This window comes from Variovorax sp. GW822-FHT04E09 (assembly GCF_058800845.1).
Genome location: NZ_JBXAMR010000001.1, coordinates 39,725 through 56,407, shown reverse-complemented (window position 1 = coordinate 56,407; position 16,683 = coordinate 39,725). Strand labels below are relative to the sequence as shown.

19 protein-coding genes are annotated in these 16,683 nt (G+C 69.6%); 11 read left to right on the top strand and 8 right to left on the bottom strand.

The genetic code is table 11. The annotated features are described in order from the left end of the window. Positions 1–4 precede the first annotated feature (4 nt). The 4 genes from AC1RL8_RS00265 to AC1RL8_RS00250 all read right to left on the bottom strand — a co-directional run bounded on the left by AC1RL8_RS00265 (position 5) and on the right by AC1RL8_RS00250 (position 2,775). A complete protein-coding gene (locus AC1RL8_RS00265; RefSeq protein ID WP_492685479.1) occupies positions 5–928 on the bottom strand; it encodes a pirin family protein in 924 nt (307 codons plus the stop codon). A 35-nt stretch (positions 929–963) separates the two neighbouring features. Next, on the bottom strand, positions 964–1,515 hold the full coding sequence (locus tag AC1RL8_RS00260) for a flavodoxin family protein (protein ID WP_070060379.1): 552 nt from the start codon (positions 1,513–1,515) through the stop codon (positions 964–966). A 77-nt stretch (positions 1,516–1,592) separates the two neighbouring features. Continuing rightward, entirely contained in the window at positions 1,593–2,018 is a 426-nt protein-coding gene (locus AC1RL8_RS00255) for a DoxX family protein (RefSeq protein WP_492685478.1), read from the bottom strand. A gap of 55 nt (positions 2,019–2,073) precedes the next feature. After that, on the bottom strand, positions 2,074–2,775 hold the full coding sequence (locus AC1RL8_RS00250; RefSeq protein ID WP_492685477.1) for a pirin family protein: 702 nt from the start codon (positions 2,773–2,775) through the stop codon (positions 2,074–2,076). 163 nt (positions 2,776–2,938) lie between these two features. Between AC1RL8_RS00250 and AC1RL8_RS00245 the strand changes: the two genes are divergently transcribed. The 4 genes from AC1RL8_RS00245 to trmB all read left to right on the top strand — a co-directional run bounded on the left by AC1RL8_RS00245 (position 2,939) and on the right by trmB (position 6,782). Beyond that, positions 2,939–3,892: a LysR family transcriptional regulator gene (locus AC1RL8_RS00245; protein WP_062481635.1), complete on the top strand. Its 954-nt coding sequence runs from the start codon at positions 2,939–2,941 to the stop codon at positions 3,890–3,892. Between the two features lie 116 nt (positions 3,893–4,008). Next, entirely contained in the window at positions 4,009–5,091 is a 1,083-nt protein-coding gene (locus tag AC1RL8_RS00240; RefSeq protein WP_492685476.1) for an NAD(P)/FAD-dependent oxidoreductase, read from the top strand. Between the two features lie 15 nt (positions 5,092–5,106). Then, complete coding sequence (gene gluQRS, locus AC1RL8_RS00235) at positions 5,107–6,012, top strand: tRNA glutamyl-Q(34) synthetase GluQRS (protein ID WP_492685475.1); 906 nt, start codon at positions 5,107–5,109, stop codon at positions 6,010–6,012. Further along, positions 6,009–6,782, top strand: a complete 774-nt coding sequence (gene trmB, locus AC1RL8_RS00230; RefSeq protein ID WP_492685474.1) for a tRNA (guanosine(46)-N7)-methyltransferase TrmB — start codon at positions 6,009–6,011, stop codon at positions 6,780–6,782. The genes gluQRS and trmB overlap by 4 nt, the downstream gene beginning before the upstream one ends. A 21-nt stretch (positions 6,783–6,803) precedes the next feature. Here the strand turns inward: trmB and AC1RL8_RS00225 are convergent, their stop codons facing one another. Then, on the bottom strand, positions 6,804–7,307 hold the full coding sequence (locus AC1RL8_RS00225) for an energy transducer TonB (protein WP_492685473.1): 504 nt from the start codon (positions 7,305–7,307) through the stop codon (positions 6,804–6,806). Between the two features lie 144 nt (positions 7,308–7,451). On the opposite strand from AC1RL8_RS00225, the gene AC1RL8_RS00220 reads away from it, so the two are divergent. After that, positions 7,452–8,621: an ABC transporter substrate-binding protein gene (locus AC1RL8_RS00220; RefSeq protein ID WP_492685472.1), complete on the top strand. Its 1,170-nt coding sequence runs from the start codon at positions 7,452–7,454 to the stop codon at positions 8,619–8,621. A gap of 6 nt (positions 8,622–8,627) precedes the next feature. On the opposite strand, the gene AC1RL8_RS00215 is transcribed toward AC1RL8_RS00220, so the two are convergent. Beyond that, on the bottom strand, positions 8,628–9,506 hold the full coding sequence (locus AC1RL8_RS00215) for a LysR family transcriptional regulator (RefSeq protein WP_070060373.1): 879 nt from the start codon (positions 9,504–9,506) through the stop codon (positions 8,628–8,630). Positions 9,507–9,581: 75 nt separating this feature from the next. Between AC1RL8_RS00215 and AC1RL8_RS00210 the strand changes: the two genes are divergently transcribed. Both AC1RL8_RS00210 and AC1RL8_RS00205 read left to right on the top strand, forming a co-directional pair. Next, positions 9,582–10,157 carry a GNAT family N-acetyltransferase gene (locus tag AC1RL8_RS00210; protein ID WP_492685471.1) on the top strand — a complete coding sequence of 192 codons (576 nt, stop codon included), beginning with the start codon at positions 9,582–9,584 and terminating at the stop codon, positions 10,155–10,157. Beyond that, positions 10,154–11,677 (top strand): MFS transporter, encoded by a 1,524-nt coding sequence (locus AC1RL8_RS00205; protein ID WP_492685470.1) that lies wholly within the window; start codon positions 10,154–10,156, stop codon positions 11,675–11,677. Before AC1RL8_RS00210 ends, AC1RL8_RS00205 begins: the two co-directional genes overlap by 4 nt. Before the next feature lie 6 nt (positions 11,678–11,683). On the opposite strand, the gene AC1RL8_RS00200 is transcribed toward AC1RL8_RS00205, so the two are convergent. Together AC1RL8_RS00200 and AC1RL8_RS00195 are read right to left on the bottom strand one after the other, a co-directional pair. Beyond that, entirely contained in the window at positions 11,684–12,376 is a 693-nt protein-coding gene (locus AC1RL8_RS00200; RefSeq protein ID WP_492685469.1) for an alpha/beta hydrolase, read from the bottom strand. Between the two features lie 102 nt (positions 12,377–12,478). After that, a complete protein-coding gene (locus AC1RL8_RS00195) occupies positions 12,479–13,201 on the bottom strand; it encodes a Crp/Fnr family transcriptional regulator (RefSeq protein ID WP_062478356.1) in 723 nt (240 codons plus the stop codon). A gap of 131 nt (positions 13,202–13,332) precedes the next feature. Between AC1RL8_RS00195 and AC1RL8_RS00190 the strand changes: the two genes are divergently transcribed. The 4 genes from AC1RL8_RS00190 (at position 13,333) to AC1RL8_RS00175 (ending at position 16,631) form a co-directional block, all read left to right on the top strand. Continuing rightward, positions 13,333–13,923, top strand: coding sequence for an HD domain-containing protein (locus tag AC1RL8_RS00190; RefSeq protein ID WP_369647291.1), 591 nt, complete (start codon positions 13,333–13,335; stop codon positions 13,921–13,923). A gap of 21 nt (positions 13,924–13,944) precedes the next feature. After that, positions 13,945–14,712: a class II aldolase/adducin family protein gene (locus tag AC1RL8_RS00185; protein ID WP_070060369.1), complete on the top strand. Its 768-nt coding sequence runs from the start codon at positions 13,945–13,947 to the stop codon at positions 14,710–14,712. A gap of 106 nt (positions 14,713–14,818) precedes the next feature. Beyond that, positions 14,819–15,697: a bile acid:sodium symporter family protein gene (locus tag AC1RL8_RS00180; protein ID WP_492685468.1), complete on the top strand. Its 879-nt coding sequence runs from the start codon at positions 14,819–14,821 to the stop codon at positions 15,695–15,697. Positions 15,698–15,704: 7 nt separating this feature from the next. Next, entirely contained in the window at positions 15,705–16,631 is a 927-nt protein-coding gene (locus tag AC1RL8_RS00175; RefSeq protein ID WP_492685467.1) for a LysR family transcriptional regulator, read from the top strand. Positions 16,632–16,683 lie beyond the last annotated feature (52 nt).

Genomic DNA, 16,683 nt, shown 5'->3' with positions numbered 1-16,683 from the left:
AGGCTCAGACCGGCGTCGTGCCCGTGTCGGGCTCGCGCACGCCGAAGGGCTTGCCCGGCAGCGGAATGAACTCGGTCTCGCCGGGCACGTGGCCCATGCGCTGCGCGGCCCAGTCGGCGCCGGCTTCGAGGATGCGCTCGCGCCGGCTCGAAACGAAATTCCAGGTGATGTAGCGCGGGCCGTCCAGCGGCTCGCCGCCGATCACCATCAGGCGCACGGCCGTGTCGGCAGTGAACACCGCGCCCTGCCCGTCGGGCAGCACCGCCATCGTGTGAGCGGGGGCGGGCTCGCCGTTCACCTGCGCATCGGCATCGACCATATAGACCGCCAGTTCGGGCGCCAGCGCGGGCAGCTCGAAACGGCCGCCGGCCGGCAGCGCGATGTCCAGGTAGACCGTCTGCGCCAGCGTCTTCACCGGCGAGCGCACGCCGAAGGCCTCGCCCACCAGCACGCGCACGGGCACGCCCTGCACCGTCAGCTCGGGAATGGCGTCGGCCGGCGTGTGCTCGAAGCTGGGCTCGACCTCTTCATGGGCCTGCGGCAGCGCGGCCCACAGCTGCAGGCCGTGGTTCACGAAAGTGTCGGCCAGCAGGCGCTCGGGCTTGCGCTCGGAGTGCACGATGCCGCGCCCCGCGGTCATCCAGTTGATGGCGCCGGGCAAGATCTCCTGCACGCTGCCGAGGCTGTCGCGGTGCATCATCGCGCCCTCGAACAGGTAGGTGACCGTCGACAGGCCGATGTGCGGGTGCGGGCGCACGTCGTGCGCGTTGCCGGGCTGCTCGGTGGCCGGGCCGAAGTGGTCGAAGAACACGAAGGGCCCGACCGAGCGGCGCTGCGCCGCCGGCAGCACGCGCCGCACGTTGAACCCGCCACCCAGGTCCTTGTCGTGGGGCCGCAGCAGTTGGATTTCGGGGATGGTGTCGGTCATCGTGGTGTCCTTGTGGGCGAAGGTTCGGTGGGGCGTTATGCGCGCGATCTTGCCACCGCGCCGACGCGCTCGCCGAAGGCGCGTGCCGTCTCGAGGTCGCCCTTGGGCATCTCGGCCGGGCTCGCGTCCGAGGGCGACTGCGTGAGCAGGCCGCCGTAGCCGCCGACGTAGTTCATCGCGTCGCGCGTGGCCGCCTTGTTGTTGGTCGGCAGGATGCCCATGCTGACCCAGATGCCGCTGTGCTGCATGGCCAGCGTCCACAGGTAGGTCATGGTCGTGACCTTGTCGCCGTTCATCGTGGCGCTGTTGGTGAAGCCGGCGAAGAGCTTGTCTTTCCAGCCTTGCGTGTACCAGACCTTGGACGACGCGTCGGCGAATTTCTTGAACTGCCAGCTCACGCCGCCCATGTAGGTCGGCGAGCCGAAGATGATCGCGTCGGCCGCGGCCAGCGTCTCCCAGCCACCGGCCGGCAGGTTGCCGTCGGCGTCGATGGCGAGCAGCTGCGCGCCCGCCCCATCGGCCACGGCCTGGGCCACGCGCTGGGTGTGGCCGTAGCCGGAATGGAAGACAACGACGATGTTTGCCATGAAACGGATTTCCTCAAAGAAGCGATGAAGTCAGCAGGCCGCGCCCACGAGGTGTGCGCGGCCTGGGTGGAGCGAGCTTACTTTTTATCGATGCTGAAACGGCCGGCGCCGAAGGCCGCGAAAGCCAGCAGGCCGCCTGCGATCGCGATGTTCTTGAAGAACATCAGCTGGTTCACGAAGGCCTTGTCGGCGGGCATGCCCCAGTAGTTGTGGAACATCACGGCCGCGGCCACGGTGAAGATCGCCAGCACGATGGCCGACAGACGCGTCTTGAAGCCGACCAGCAGCAGCAGGCCGAGCCCCAGTTCCACGACGATCGCGATCACCGCCGCGACCTGCGGCAGCGGCGCGCCCACCGAGGAGATGTACCCCACGGTGCCGGCGAAGCCCATGAGCTTGCCGAAGCCTGCGGGCACGAACAGCGCTGCAAGCAGCACGCGGCCGATGAGTGCCAGGGTGTCCTGGGCGGCGTTGGGGGCGGTGGTTGTGGTGGTAATGGCCATGGTGAAACTCCTCGTTGGTTGTTGAAGCGAAAGGAACAAAGAAAAGGACGCCGTCTCAGGCTGTCAGGTCGAACACCAGCACTTCGGCATCCTTGCCGGCGCCGAGCGTGAGTTGCGATTCGCCTTCGAGCATCGCGGCGTCGCCGCCCACGAGCTTCTGGCCGTTGACTTCGAGCTCGCCGCGCACCAGGTGCACGTAGCTCTTGCGTTGCGGGTCGAGCGCCAGGCTGGCGGTTTCGCTGCCGTCGAACAGGCCGGCGAACAGGCGCGCGTCGGCGTTCACCGTCACCGAGCCGTCACGGCCGTCGGGCGAGGCCACCAGGCGCAGGGTGCCGCGCTTTTCGGCGTCGCTGAACTGCTTCTGCTCGTAGCCGGGGGTGATGCCGCGTTCCTTGGGCTCGATCCAGATCTGCAGGAAGTGCGTGGTCTGGTCGGCTTTGTGGTTGAACTCGCTGTGCATCACACCACGGCCGGCGCTCATGCGCTGCACGTCGCCCGGCGGAATGGATTCGATGTTGCCCATGCTGTCCTTGTGCGCGAGTTCGCCCGAGAGCACGTAGCTGATGATCTCCATGTCGCGGTGGCCGTGGGTGCCGAAGCCGGCGCCCGCCGCCACGCGGTCTTCGTTGATCACCCGCAGGTTGCCGAAGCCCATGTAGGCCGGATCGTAGTACCCGGCGAAGGAAAAGCTGTGGAACGAGCGCAGCCAGCCATGGTCGGCATAACCGCGTTCCTGGGATTTACGCACTTGCAACATATCGAACTCCTTGCTGCCCCACCCGGTTCGGGCGCCGGGGCTTTCGTCGTGGGCCGCGCCGGATGCGCAGCGGATGAGAAGAATTCTGGACCTCCATCCCCCTCTGAAAGACGCCCGGTTTTGATGGCATCATTCAAATTATTTGAATGATGGAGCCCACCCCATGACGAGCGCCCGAGACGTCCTCACCCCCGACGCGCTGGCCATGCTGCAGACCGTGGCCACCACCGGCAGCTTCGCCGCCGCCGCGCGCGCGCTCGGCCTGGTGCCCAGCGCGTTGAGCTACCGCGTGCGCCAGATCGAGGACGCGCTCGACGTGCTGCTGTTCGACCGCAGCGCGCGCCAGGCCCGCATCACCGAGGCCGGCGCCGAACTGCTGCGCGAGGCCGCGCGCCTGCTCGGCGAAATCGACGCCGTGGCCAACCGCGTGAAGCGCGTGGCCACCGGCTGGGAGCCGATGCTGACCATCGCGGTCGACAGCGTGATCGCGCGCGACCCGCTGCTCGACCTGTGCACCGCCTTCTTCGCGCTCGAGCCGCCCACGCGCCTGAAGCTGCGCGACGAGACGCTGCTCGGCACCATCGAGGCGCTGACCAGCGGCGAGGCCGACCTGGCGATCGGCGCGGTGCTCGATGCCGCGAGCCTGGCCTTCACCGCCACCGGCATCCGCAGCCGGCCGATCGGCGAACTGCGCTTCGTGTTCGCGGTGGCACCGCACCATCCGCTCGCGCGCCTGCCGCAGCCGCTGAGCGACGCGGTGCTGCGCCAGCACCGCGCGGTGGCCGCGGCCGACTCGGTGCGCAGCGGGCCGAGCATGACCGTGAACCTCGTCGGCGGGCAGGACGTGCTCACCGTGCCCAGCATGCAGGCCAAGATCGCCGCGCAGCTGCACGGCCTGGGCGGCGGCTTCTTGCCCGAGCCGATGGCGCGGCCCTACATCGAGGCCGGCCACCTCGTCGAGCTGCAGACCGAACGCCAGCCGCCGCTGGGCACCATGCACTGCGCGTGGCGCGTGCGCAGCGCGGGCAAGCCGGGGCGCGCGCTCGCATGGTGGCTCGCGCAGTTCGAGCACGAGGGCACGCGCAAGGCGCTGCTCGAACGGCACCGGGGCCGTTGAACGCCACGCGATGACGGCGTCATAAGGGTCGCCCCCAGCCCGGGGACGCGCGCAGACCGAGGTAGAGTGTGCACGGCCTCCTCAGTCATCACCCTGTCAAAAGAAAAGAGTCCGCCATGCCCAAAGCCAAAGCCCGCGCCACCGCCGACCGCCACCGAACTCCCGCCGCCGCCCGCCATTTCGCCGTGATCGGCGCCGGCATTGCCGGCGTGGCCTGTGCCCGCACGCTGATGCAGGCCGGGCACCGTGTCACGGTGTTCGAACGCGAGGCCACGCCGGGCGGGCGGATGGCGAGCATCGACACCGCCTTCGGCCGCTTCGACAGCGGCGCCCAATACTTCACCGTGCGCGACCCGCGCTTTGCCCAGGTGCTGGCCACCACGCCCGCGCTGTGCCGCCCCTGGAGCGCCAACCTCGTGCGCGTGCTCGACGCCCACGGCCGCGTGGCCGAGGCGGCGCTGCCCTCGCTGGAGCCGCACTGGGTCGCCCAACCCGGCATGGACGCGCTCGTGGCACACTGGGCCGCACCGCTCGGCGAGCAGCTCGTCACCAACACCCAGGTCACCCGCATCGAGCCCGATGCGCTCGACGCCACCCGCTGGCAGCTGCGCACCGCCGGCGCGGACGATTCGCAGCACGTGTACTCCGGCTTCGACGCCGTGCTGTTGGCCGTGCCGCCCGCACGCACCCGCGAACTGCTGGCCGGCGGCGACCGCTCGGCCACGCTGAGCCGCAAGATCGAACCCGTGCGCATCGCGCCCTGCTGGACGCTGATGATCGCCTTCCCCCAGGCCAACCAGGCCAACATGTCGCACCTCGGCCCGCAATGGAACGTGGCGCGCAGCACCCACCACCGCGTGGCGTGGCTGGCGCGTGAATCGTCCAAGCCCGGCCGCGAGCGCGTCGAGCGCTGGACCCTGCAGGCCAGCGCCACCTGGTCGGAAGAACACCTGCGCGACACGCCCGCACGCATCGAGGCCAAGCTGCTGCGCGCCTTCTCGGAAATCACCGGCATCCACGCCACGCCCAGCCATGCCAAGGCGCGCTGCTGGCCCGAGGCGCAGACGCAGGTGCCCGTGGGCCAGACCCACCTGTGGGACGCCAAGGCCCGCATCGGCATCGCGGGTGACTGGTGCATCGGCCACCGCGTGGAAGACGGTTTCGTGTCGGGCCTGTCGCTGGCCCTTGCCGTTCTCTAGGTCCTCCAAGAAAGGATGCGGGCCACCGGCCGCTTCGCCCCCTCGCCCACCGGCCCGCTGCACGCCGGCTCGCTGGTGGCCGCGCTCGCGAGCTGGCTCGACGTGCGTGCGCGCGGCGACAGTGCGCGCTGGCTGGTCCGCATCGAGGACGCCGACACCGAGCGCTGCCTGCCCGGCATGGGCGAGCACATCCTGCGGCAACTCGCCGATTGCGCCCTGCTCCCCGACGAGCCGCCCGAGTGGCAGACGCAGCGCACCGCGCACTATGAAGCGGCGCTGGCCGCGCTGCAGCCGCGCGGCCTCACCTACCCCTGCGGCTGCTCGCGCAAGGACATCGACGTGGCCCTGGCCCGGCTCGGCCATGCGCACGAGCGCCATGGCGAGCGCGTCTACCCCGGCACCTGCCGCGACGGCCTGCACGGCAAGCCCGCACGCGCCTGGCGCTTTGCCGCGCACCGCATGCCGGCCGGCGACCTGCACTGGCACGACCGCCGCCTCGGCCCGCAGCGGCAGGACGTGCAGCGCGAGGTCGGCGACTTCGTGCTGCGCCGCGCCGACGGCCCCTGGGCCTACCAGCTGGCCGTGGTGGTCGACGACGCCGAACAGGGTGTGACCGACGTGGTGCGCGGCGAAGACCTGGCCGACAACACGGCGCGCCAGATCCTGCTGCAGCAGGCGCTCGGCCTGCCCACGCCGAGCTACCTGCACACGCCGCTGGTGCGTGGCGCCGACGGCGACAAGCTCTCCAAGCAGAACGGCGCCACGGCCATCGACACCGCCACGCCGCAGGCCGCGCTGGCCGCGCTCGACACCGCCGCGCGCGCGCTCGGGCTGCGCCCCACCGCCGCCGGCCACTGCACCGCCGCCCTGGCCGGCTGGGTGCCCGAATGGCGCGATCTCTACAATTCGCGGCCCTCATGAACATTCCCGACACCGTGTCCAACGACCTCCCGCCCGGCGACGACCTGCCCGCATCCCCCGAAGACGACGCCACCGACGGCAAGCCGCACCCGCTGCACCGCCGGCTCAAGAGCTTCGTGAAGCGCGCCGGCCGCACCACCGACGGCCAGGCCCGCGCCTTCGCCGAGCTGGGCCCGCTGTTCCTCGTGCCCTACACGCCCGAGCGGCTCGACCTCACGGCGGCCTTCGGCGGCCGCGTGGGCCCGACGGTGCTGGAGATCGGCTTCGGCATGGGCGAGGCCACGGCCCACATCGCCACGGTGCTGCCCGAGACCAACTTCCTGTGCTGCGAGGTGCACGAGCCCGGCGTGGGCGCGCTGCTCAAGCGCATCGGCGAGCAGTCGATCTCGAACATCCGCATCTGCGCGCACGACGCGGTCGACGTGATCGACCACATGCTGCAGCCCGGCACGCTGGCCGGCGTGCATGTGTTCTTTCCCGACCCGTGGCACAAGAAGCGCCACAACAAGCGCCGCCTGATCCAGCCCGAGTTCGTGACCAAGCTGGCGCAGCACCTGCGCCCCGGCGGCTACATCCACTGCGCCACCGACTGGCAGCCCTACGCCGAGCAGATGCTCGAAGTGCTGGGCGCCGAGCCCCTGCTGCGCAACACCGTGCCGGACACCGGCTACGCGCCCAAGCCGGCGTACCGCCCGCTCACCAAGTTCGAGAACCGCGGCCTCAAGCTGGGCCACGGCGTGTGGGACCTGGTGTTCGAAAAACGCGCCTGAGCGCGCGTCACCTTCCCCCGCTCACTCGACGAGCTTGAAGCGGAACGGCAGCCGCATGCGGGCGCGCACCGCACGCCCGTCCGCCGTGCGCGCCGGGTCGAAGTGCCATCCCTTGAGCGAATCGGTCGCCGCCTGCGACAGCAGCGGGTGCGGCGAGCGTTCGACGCGGATGTCTTCGGGCTTGCCGTCCACGCCGACGAAGAAGGCCGTGACCACCAGGCCCTCGATGCCCTCTTCCACCAGCGCGGACGGATAGCTGGGGTAGCGGCGCTGGCGGATCACCGGCTCCGTCACGGCAGCGTCTGCCGCGGCCCGCGGATCGGCGCGCGGCGCCGCCATGAGGGTCGGCCCCGACGGCAATGCCATCGGCGGCCCCGCCAGTGGCAGCGGTGGCGGCTCGATCGTCGATGGCGGCGGCAGGGGCGGCGGCTCGATCATCGGTTGCGGCGGCTGCGGCGCAGCCACGGGCACGAAGACCTCCGGCGCGGGCAGCGCCTTTTCCACCACCTTCGATGGGGGCGACACGACGCACCCGGTGAGCGCCGCGCACATCCCTCCCAGAACCCAGGACACAGTTGTTTTCATCAGGGCAATTCTGGAGCACCCGCGCCTTCCGCCCTGGCCTCGAAATTGCTACACTTTTTTACTATTGTTAGCAAAAGGTAGCCAATGAACGCGTCTCGCAGGACATGGCTGGGAAAAGCCTCCGCAACGCTGCTTCTGGGAAGCGGCCTCGGCATCACCCGTCCCTTGCTGGCACAGACGCCACGCCCGGCCGCCGCCGGGGCCCGCATCGTCCTGCTCGGCCAGTCGGTGCCGCTCACCGGCAGCGCCAACGAGATCGGCAACGCCTTCGCGGCCGGCAGCCGGCTCGCCGTGAGTGACTTCAACACGCGCAACGCCGCCACCGGCCTGCAACTGAAGCTGCTGCAGCTGGACGACGGCTACGACGCCGCGCGCGCCACCACCAACGCCCGCACCCTGCTGGGCGCGAACAAGGCCGACATGCTGTTCGGCTTTGTCGGCACCGCCAGCAGCGAGGCCGGCGCCAAGGTGGCCACGCAGCAAGGCAGCCTGCTCTTTGCGCCCTTCGCCGCCTCCGACACGCTGCGCGGCCCCGAGCATCCGAACGTGTTCCATGTGCGCCCCGGCATGATCGACGAGGCCCTCAAGATCGTGCGCCAATGCGCCACCGTGGGGCAGCAACGCATCGCGCTGGTGGGCGACGACGACGCCATGGGCCGCGCCGGCTTGGCCGCCGTGCAGCAGGCCGTCACCGAACTCAAGCTGCCGCCGCTGGTCGCGAGCGCGCTGGTGCCTGCCGGCGCCGACAAGCTCGACGCCGCGCTGAAGACCGTGCAGCAGCAGACGCCCCAGGCCATCGTGCTGGTGTCGCTCTCGGGCACCACGGCCAGCGCCATCCGCAAGCTGCGCAAGAGCGGCTACACGGGCAACTTCATGGCCTTCTCGATCGTCGGCATCGACCCGCTCTACGCCGAGCTGGGCAAGGACATCGGCGGCATCGTGATCTCGCAGGTGGTGCCCTCGCCGCGCCCCTCGGCCATTCCGATCGTCAAGGAGTACCTCGCGGCGGTCGACAACTCCGACCAGACCGCGTCGTACGAAGGGCTCGAGGGCTTCATCGCCGCCAAGGCCGCGGGCGAGGCGGTACGGCGCGCGGGCCGCGGCTTCAACACCGCGACCCTGCAGCGCACGATGACGGCGATGACCGACTACGACGTGGGCGGCTTCCGCATCAACCTGCGCCCCGGCCTGCGCGACAACGTGCGCAGCATCGACCTGATCAGCATCTCGGCCGACGGTCGCGTGCTCCGCTGAAGCGCCTCACACCGCGCTGTCGCGCAGCAGCTCGGTGAAGCGCTGCTGCACGTACAGCGCCGTCGCGCCGAGCGGGCGCCCCTGCAGCCACAGCATGCGCACCGACAAGCGCGGCAAGGCCAGCGACGGGCACGGCACTTCCTTCAGCGCCTTGCTGAAGCCTTCGTAGCGCGCGATGTTGATGGGCAGCACGGCCCAGCCCAGGTTGTCGGCCACCATCTCGGCCGTGCTGTAGAAGCTGTCGGAGCGCCACACGCGCGGGCTGTAGGCCACCTCGTGCACGTCGTCCGCGTGCATCAGCAGCTGGCGTTGCCGCGCCAGGTCCTGCCGCCGCACCGTGCGGCCGTCGGCCAGCGGGTGGTCGCTGGCCACGAACACGCCCTGGCGCACGCTGCCGATGTGGCGCTGGTCGAAGCTCGCGCGCACCGGGCCGCGGTCGAAGTGAAAAGCCACGCTGGCGCGCTCCTGCTCGACGTAGTCGGCCACCTCGGTCGCGGTGCCGTTGAGCAGCGTGAGTTCGAGGCTCGGAAACTTCACCGACAGCTCGCGCATCAGCGTGCCGATGGCGGTGTACGGCAGGGCTTCGTCCAGCGCCAGCGACAGCGCGGCCTCGTCGCCTTCGTGCAGCGAGCGGGCGCGCTGGTCGAGCTGCTCGGCCTGCCGCAGCAGCTCGCGCGCTTCGAGCAGCAGCACCCGGCCCGCGTCTGACAGCTGCGCGTTGCGGCGCGAGCGGTCGAACAGCGCCACGCCAAGGTCGACCTCGAGCAGCCCGATGGCGGTGCTCACGGCCGACTGGGCCTTGCCCAGGTGGCGCGCCGCGGCCGAGAACGAGCCGCACTCGGCGGTCGTCACGAACTGGCGCAATTGGTCGACGGTCCATTCCATTTCGGCCACCTACTCATCTATTTATCAGATGGATTTCATCTTTATTCATTCATTTTAATGGCGCAACATGGCGTCATGACGAATGCAAACAACAAGACGACACCGGCGTTCGAACTGAGCTGGTGCAGTGACCCTTCCCAGGCGCAGGCGTTGACCGCCCTGTTCCTGCAGCAACTTTCCCCCTCCTACATCTCGCACTCGGAGTTGCAGGAGCAGCGCGCCGTGGCCCTCGGCGAATGGCGCGCCGACCTGCCCGCTGTCTTCATGGCGCAAGTGCGCGAGACCCTGGCGCTGGACCCGGCCACCGCCCACGCACGCGTGGCCGTCGCGCGAACCGATGGCGCACTGGCCGGCTTCGCGCTGGTGTCCATCGACGACACCCGTCGCGCCGCGCGCAGCTTCGCGACGCTCGACGACCTCGTCGTCGATGCGCGCTTCCAGGGCCTGGGCCTGGGCGGCCAACTCTTCGATTGGGTCTGCGCCGAGCTGCAGCGCCACGGCATCCAGCGCCTCTTTCTCGAAAGCGGCATCGGCAACGCGCGTGCGCACGACTTCTTCCACGCTCGCGGCTGCGAGACGGTCTCGGTGACGATGCTCAAGGAACTGGACGGCGCCACCGCACAGTCGCACGACCGGAGGGCCACGCCATGAACGGCTTGAACCCCACCGCAAAGAAATGGATCACGCTCGGCATCGTCTCGATGGCGCTGCTGCTGATCGTGGTCGACATGACCGTGCTCTACACGGCGCTGCCCACGCTCACGCACGACCTGGCCGCGTCGGCCACCGAAAAGCTCTGGATCCTCAACGCGTACACCGTGGTCGTGTCCGGCTTCCTGCTGGGCATGGGCGCGCTGGGCGACCGCGTGGGCTACCGGCGCATGTTCGTCGCGGGCCTGGCCGTGTTCGGCGTGGCCTCGCTGTGCGCGGCCTACGCGCCGAACCCGGCCGTCCTCATCGCCGCGCGGGCCCTCCTGGGCGTGGGCGCGTCGATGATGATGCCGGCCACGCTGGCGATCCTGCGGCTGGTGTTCACCGACGAGCGCGAGCGCGCCGTGGCCATCGGCGTGTGGGCCTCGGTGGCCTCGGGCGGCGCGGCGCTCGGGCCGGTCGTGGGCGGCGTGCTGCTCGAGTACTTCTGGTGGGGTTCGGTGTTCCTCATCAACGTGCCCGTGGTGGTGCTCGCGCTGGTGCTGGCCCTGTGGCTGCTGCCGACGCAGAAGAACACCGGCACGCGCCCCTGGGACTTCATCGGCTCGGTGCAGGTGCTGGCGGGGCTGGTCTTCCTCGTGCTGACCATCAAGGAACTCACGAAGTTCGCGCCCTCAGTCACGGCGGCCGCCATCACCGGCGCGCTCGCCGTGGTGGCCATGGCCCTGTTCGTGCGACGCCAGCGGCGCAGCAGCGCGCCGCTGATCGACTTCCGCCTGTTCCGCAACGCCTACTTCTCGGGCGGCGTGATCGCGGCCATCGTGGCCTCGGTGGCGCTGATCGGTGTCGAGCTGGTGTTCAGCCAGCGGCTGCAGCTGGTGGTCGGCCTCACGCCGCTGCAGGCGGGCCTCACCCTGCTGCCGCTGCCGCTGGCCGCGTTCGTGGCGGGGCCGCTCGCGGGCCTGCTGCTGGCACGCATCGGCTCGCGCCCCGTCATCCTGGGCGGCCTCGTGACCACGGCGCTGGCGCTGTGCGCGCTGGCACTGGCGGTCGATGCCGCAGGCCTGCTCAAGCCGGCCATCCTGGTGCTGCTGGGGCTGGGCGTGGGCGCGACCATCACGGCGGCGTCCAACGCGGTCATGAACAACGCGCCCGTCGAACACGCCGGCATGGCGGCGTCGATCGAAGAGGTGTCGTACGAACTCGGCGGCGTGCTGGGCATCGCGCTGCTGGGCAGCGTGCTCTCGGCGAGCTACACGGCCGCGCTGGTGATTCCCGACGGCCTGGCCGTGCCGGCTTCGGCCGGCGACAGCATCGATGCCGCGCTGCTGGCCGCAGAAACGCTGCCCGCGCCGATCGCCTCGCAGCTCGTGGCGCTCGCGCACACGGCCTTCGACCAGGCCTTCTTCTCGGTGATGGGCGTCGCCGTGGCGATCGTGATTGCAGCAGCCTGCGCCGTGGCGTTCCTCGGCTGGCGGGCCCGCTCGACGGCTGCGCAGCGCACCGAGCGCTGCGCGTAGCCGGCCTCAGGCAGCGCTCGCGGCTTCGTCGATGAGCGCCGCCACGGCCTGCGGCTGCGAGGCCAGCGAGGCGTGGCTGGCCGCCAGCGTGATGACCTTCTTCGCGCCCAGGCGCGCCGACATGCGCTCCTGGTTCATGGGCGAGATCATGCGGTCCTCGCTCGAGATCTGGTACCACGACGGCTTCTTCTTCCAGGCCGGCGCCGTGATGGTGTCGCCGAAGGTGCTGGCCAGCGGCGCCTTCTGCGTCAGGCCCATCACCAGGCCTTCTTCGGCGCTCAGGTCCTGGCAGAAGCTCTCGTGGTATTTCTCGGGGATCACCCACAGGTAGCCGTCGCTGTCGGGCGCCAGGTTGGGCACGGCCACGGGCGGATGCTCCTGCGTGATGCCGCCGGGGCTTTCGCCCGCGTCGGGTGCGAAGGCGGCGATGTAGACCAGCCCCACCACATTGGGCAGGTCGCCAGCCTGCGTGATCACCGCGCCGCCGTACGAGTGGCCGACCAGCAGCACCGGCCCCTGCACCTGCGCCACCATCTTGCGCGTGCGCTCGGCGTCGTCGGCCAGCGAAGTCAGCGGCAGCTCGACTGCGCGGATGGCCGTGTGGCCCTTGCGCAGCAGCTCCACGATGACGTTGTGCCAATGCGCCGCACCACCCCAGAAACCATGGACCAGGACGACCGTCGGTTTGTTGTTGCTCATGATTCGCCACCTTCCAGTGAAGAAATAAGACACCGGGCCGCCGGAATGACGGGCCGGGAAAGTCTTATACGCCTGCGCCCTGCCCGCGCTGTGACAAGACCCTCAGCCCGTGCGCACCAACCCCTGCAGTGCCTCGAGCGACAGCAGTTCGATGCGCCCGTAGCCCAGCGACACCACGCCCTCGGTGGCCAGCGCATTGAGCTCCTTGGACAGCGTCTGGCGCGTCACGCCGAGCATCATGGCCAGCGCCTCCTGCGACAGCATGAGCTCGTGCCGCAGGTGCACCGACTGCGTGGCGTCGCCGCGCGCCAGCACCAGCAGCCGGTGCGCCACGCGCGCACGCAGGCTGCGCAAGGTGGCGTCTTCGGCCAGGCCGTAGAGCATGCGCACGCGCGCGGCCAGCATGGCGGCGATGGCGTTGGAAAACACCACGTCGCGCATCTGCCGCACGAAGGCCTCGGGCGGCACCACCAGCAGGTCGAGCGCTTCGAGCGCGGTGGCGTCGTGCGTGCGCGGCGAGCCGTCGATGAGCGTGATCTCGCCGAACCAGTTGCCCGGCTCCAGCACCGCCAGGATCGCCTCGCGCCCGTCCTGGCGCAGTGACGAGATCTTGATCGTGCCCGCCACCAGCCCGTAGAAGCCGCCGCCCGCCGCATGGATCGGGTCGCCCTGGCGGAACACCATGGTGCCGCGGCGCACATGCAGCAACTCGGCCGCGCCCAGCAGCGCGTCGCGCTGTGCGCGCGGCATGCTGGTGAACCAGGGGTTGCCGTCGAGCGCGGCGCGGTGCGCGGCCGACAGGCGCGGCTTGGTCGAGGTGGCCATGGGCAAAAAGGGAAGAGAAAAGGCGCCCGGAGGCGGGTTTACCAGAACCTCGCATTGTCAAATTCTTGACAGTTGAAGGTCAAGCGCAGGTCTACAGTGGCCGCCATCCCCAAGAACGGAGACCCCACACGATGAACGCACGGGCAAGTTTCAAGCGCATGCAGGACAGCACGCGCGAAGACTGGCAACTGATCGGCGGCGAGTTCATGCAGTTCGCGGGCGGCCTGCCCGCACGCGTGATCAAGCACCTGCAGATCCTCGAAGGCGACTACGGCGGCTTTCCGGTCGACCGCTACACCCACTCGCTGCAGACCGCCACGCGCGCGCTGCGCGACGGCCGCGACGAGGAGTACGTGGTGTGCGCGCTGCTGCACGACATCGGCGACACGCTGGGCAGCTTCAACCACCCCGACATCGCCGCCGCCATCCTCAAGCCCTTCGTGAGCGAGGCCAACCACTGGATGGTCCAGAACCACGGCATCTTCCAGGGCCACTATTTCTTCCACCACATCGGGCTGGACCGCGACATGCGCGATAGCTTCAAGGACCACCCGCACTACGAGCGCACGGCCGAGTTCTGCGCGCTCTACGACAACCCGGCCTTCGACCCGAAGGCCGAGACCCTGCCCATCAGCGAGTTCGAGCCCATGCTGCGCCGCCTGATGGCGCAGCCCAAGCAGAGCGTCTACAAGACGGTGCTGCAAGAGCCAGCCGCCGCCTGATCACGACAAAGGACACCTCATATGAACGCCACCTCCGCCTCCGAAATCCAGAAGCTCGTCTCCGCCGAAGAATGGCAGCTGCGCGTCGACCTCGCCGCCTGCTACCGCCTGGTGGCGCTGTACGGCTGGAGCGACCTCGTCTTCACGCACATCAGCGCGCGCGTGCCCGGCCCCGAGCACCACTTCCTGATCAACCCCTACGGCCTGATGTTCGACGAGATCACGGCCTCGAGCCTGGTCAAGGTCGACCAGCAGTGCAACAAGATCATCGACTCGCCCTACCCCGTGAACCCGGCCGGCTTCGTGATCCACAGCGCCGTGCATGCCGCGCGCGAAGACATCCAGTGCGTGCTGCACACCCACACCCGCGCCGGCATCGCCGTGAGCGCGCAGAAGAACGGCGTGCTGCCCATCAGCCAGCAGTCGACCTTCGTGCTGGCCTCGCTGGCCTACCACGACTACGAAGGCGTGGCCTTCCGCGACGACGAGAAGCCGCGCCTGCAGGCCGACATGGGCCACGCCAACTTCCTCATGCTGCGCAACCACGGCCTGCTGACCTGCGGCAAGACCATTGCCGACGCCTTCCTTTCGATGTACACCTTCGAGAACACCTGCCAGATCCAGATCGCCGCGCAGGCCGGCGGCGGTGAACTCACGCACGTGGACCCGAGGATCATCGACGGCGTGGGCCAGGCCATGAAGGTGCAAAGCGGCGGCTTGGGCGGCATGTTCGTCTGGCCTTCGCTGATCCGCAAACTCGACCGCATCGACGACAGCTACAAACAATAAGACGCGTCGACCCCGGTTTTGTACGGCTGCCAGCGCCCGCGCGACGGGTGCCGGCAGCCATTTTTTTAAGCGCGTTCAAGAAGAACGACAGAGGAGACAACACCCCATGGACACCACGCTCATCGTGACCCGGTTCCTGTTCGGCGCGCTCGCGCTCGTGATGTTCGGGCTGGGGCTGTCGCTCTCGCTCGCCGATTTCCGGCGCCTGTTCAAGCACCCGAAGGCCGTGACCATCGCGCTCGTGCTGCAGGTCATCGGCCTGCCGCTGGCCTGCTACGCGATCATCGTGGGCTTCGGCCTGTCGCCGGTGTTCGCCATCGGGCTCATGCTGCTGGCGGCCTCGCCGGGCGGCATCTCGGCCAACCTGTTCTCGCACCTGTTCGGCGGCAACGTGGCGATGAACATCTCGCTCACGGCCGTGAACACGCTGCTGTCGATCATCACGCTGCCGCTCATCGCCAACTGGGCCATCGGCCACTTCGCGCAGAGCGGCCAGGTGGTGCCGCTGCAGACGCGCAAGCTGGTCGAGGTGATCGCCATCGTGCTGGTGCCGGTGGCCATCGGCATGGTCGTCGCGTCGCGCCGGCCCGGCTTCGCGGCGCGCATGGAGAAGCCGACCAAGATCTTCAGCGCCGTGGTGCTCGCGGTGGTCACGGTGCTGGCCATTGCCAACGAGTGGAAGAACATCACCACCACCTTCGCCGAGATCGGCGTGCCGGTGCTGCTGTTCAACCTCGTGAGCCTGCTGGCCGGCTACTACCTGAGCCGCGCCGCCGGCCTGGACAAGCCGCTGGCCACCGCCATCAGCTACGAGATCGGCATCCACAACTCCACGCTGGCGATCTTCATCGCGGTGAGCGTGCTGGGGAGCTTTCCGCTCGCGCTGCCGGCCGCCATCTACTCGGTCGTGATGTACATCACCGCCCCACTGTTCGGATGGCTGTTGCTCCGGCGCGGCCAGCCCGCCGCCGTGCCTGCGCCATGATGCGCGGATGGAACTGAGACAACTGCGCTACTTCGTCAAGGTCTGCGAGCTGCGCAGCATGGGCCGCGCGGCCGTGGAGCTGGGGGTGGTCACCTCGGCGCTGAGCCAGCAGATCAGCCGGCTCGAAAGCGAACTCTCGACCCGCCTGCTGCGCCGCCACTCGACCGGCGTCATGCCTACCGACGCCGGCCTGGCCTTCCTGCACCAGGCGCAGCTCACCTTGCGCCACGCCGACGACGCCGTGCGCACGGCGCAGCAGGCGCGGCTGTCGGGCCATGTGAGCGTGGGCCTGGCGCCCACCACCGCCACCGTGCTGGGCGTGCCGCTGATGCAGGCCATGCAGGCGCGCTACCCCGAGGTGCGGCTGCACATGGTCGAGGCGCTGTCGGGCCACCTCACGACCATGCTGCACGCGCGCCAGCTCGACCTGGCCGTGCTGTTCCAGACCGACACGCCGCGGCGCTGGAGCGTGTCGCCGCTGCTGGCCGAAAAGCTCTTCGTGATCGCGTCGCCCGCACTCACGCCGCGCCCCACGGGAAAGAAGGTGCGCCTGTCGCAGCTGGCCGAGGTGCCGCTGATCCTGCCCAGCGGCAGCCACGGCCTGCGCGCCACGCTGATGGCCGCCTTTGCGCGGGCGCGCGTGGCGCCGCGCATCGTGGCCGAGGTCGACGGCCTGGCGCTGCTGATGGACGCGGTGCGCGCCGGCCACGGCGCCACCATCCAGCCCGGCGCCGCCACGGCGCGGCACGACCGCGACGACCTCGAGCTCACGCAGATTTCGGACGCGCATGTCGGGCGCCGCAACCTGCTCGTGAGCCTGTCGGACGACGAGCTCTCGCCCGCCGCGCTGGCCGCGCGCGTGGTGGTCGCCGAAACGGCGCGCACACTGGTGAGCGAAGGCCGTTGGGCTGGGGCAAGTCTTCTCGAAAGCTGAACACCTGTTGCCTCTTTCGGCCTTTCGCGTGAAGGCCGTGCTCCCTAAAGTC

What these genes read in the sequence shown, in the direction of transcription:
- AC1RL8_RS00265 (WP_492685479.1), bottom strand. Translation starts at nt 928, where the DNA reads ATGACCGACACCATCCCCGAAATCCAACTGCTGCGGCCCCACGACAAG.
- AC1RL8_RS00260 (WP_070060379.1), bottom strand. Translation starts at nt 1,515, where the DNA reads ATGGCAAACATCGTCGTTGTCTTCCATTCCGGCTACGGCCACACCCAG.
- AC1RL8_RS00255 (WP_492685478.1), bottom strand. Translation starts at nt 2,018, where the DNA reads ATGGCCATTACCACCACAACCACCGCCCCCAACGCCGCCCAGGACACC.
- AC1RL8_RS00250 (WP_492685477.1), bottom strand. Translation starts at nt 2,775, where the DNA reads ATGTTGCAAGTGCGTAAATCCCAGGAACGCGGTTATGCCGACCATGGC.
- AC1RL8_RS00245 (WP_062481635.1), top strand. Translation starts at nt 2,939, where the DNA reads ATGACGAGCGCCCGAGACGTCCTCACCCCCGACGCGCTGGCCATGCTG.
- AC1RL8_RS00240 (WP_492685476.1), top strand. Translation starts at nt 4,009, where the DNA reads ATGCCCAAAGCCAAAGCCCGCGCCACCGCCGACCGCCACCGAACTCCC.
- gluQRS (WP_492685475.1), top strand. Translation starts at nt 5,107, where the DNA reads ATGCGGGCCACCGGCCGCTTCGCCCCCTCGCCCACCGGCCCGCTGCAC.
- trmB (WP_492685474.1), top strand. Translation starts at nt 6,009, where the DNA reads ATGAACATTCCCGACACCGTGTCCAACGACCTCCCGCCCGGCGACGAC.
- AC1RL8_RS00220 (WP_492685472.1), top strand. Translation starts at nt 7,452, where the DNA reads ATGAACGCGTCTCGCAGGACATGGCTGGGAAAAGCCTCCGCAACGCTG.
- AC1RL8_RS00215 (WP_070060373.1), bottom strand. Translation starts at nt 9,506, where the DNA reads ATGGAATGGACCGTCGACCAATTGCGCCAGTTCGTGACGACCGCCGAG.
- AC1RL8_RS00210 (WP_492685471.1), top strand. Translation starts at nt 9,582, where the DNA reads ATGACGAATGCAAACAACAAGACGACACCGGCGTTCGAACTGAGCTGG.
- AC1RL8_RS00205 (WP_492685470.1), top strand. Translation starts at nt 10,154, where the DNA reads ATGAACGGCTTGAACCCCACCGCAAAGAAATGGATCACGCTCGGCATC.
- AC1RL8_RS00200 (WP_492685469.1), bottom strand. Translation starts at nt 12,376, where the DNA reads ATGAGCAACAACAAACCGACGGTCGTCCTGGTCCATGGTTTCTGGGGT.
- AC1RL8_RS00195 (WP_062478356.1), bottom strand. Translation starts at nt 13,201, where the DNA reads ATGGCCACCTCGACCAAGCCGCGCCTGTCGGCCGCGCACCGCGCCGCG.
- AC1RL8_RS00190 (WP_369647291.1), top strand. Translation starts at nt 13,333, where the DNA reads ATGAACGCACGGGCAAGTTTCAAGCGCATGCAGGACAGCACGCGCGAA.
- AC1RL8_RS00185 (WP_070060369.1), top strand. Translation starts at nt 13,945, where the DNA reads ATGAACGCCACCTCCGCCTCCGAAATCCAGAAGCTCGTCTCCGCCGAA.
- AC1RL8_RS00180 (WP_492685468.1), top strand. Translation starts at nt 14,819, where the DNA reads ATGGACACCACGCTCATCGTGACCCGGTTCCTGTTCGGCGCGCTCGCG.
- AC1RL8_RS00175 (WP_492685467.1), top strand. Translation starts at nt 15,705, where the DNA reads ATGGAACTGAGACAACTGCGCTACTTCGTCAAGGTCTGCGAGCTGCGC.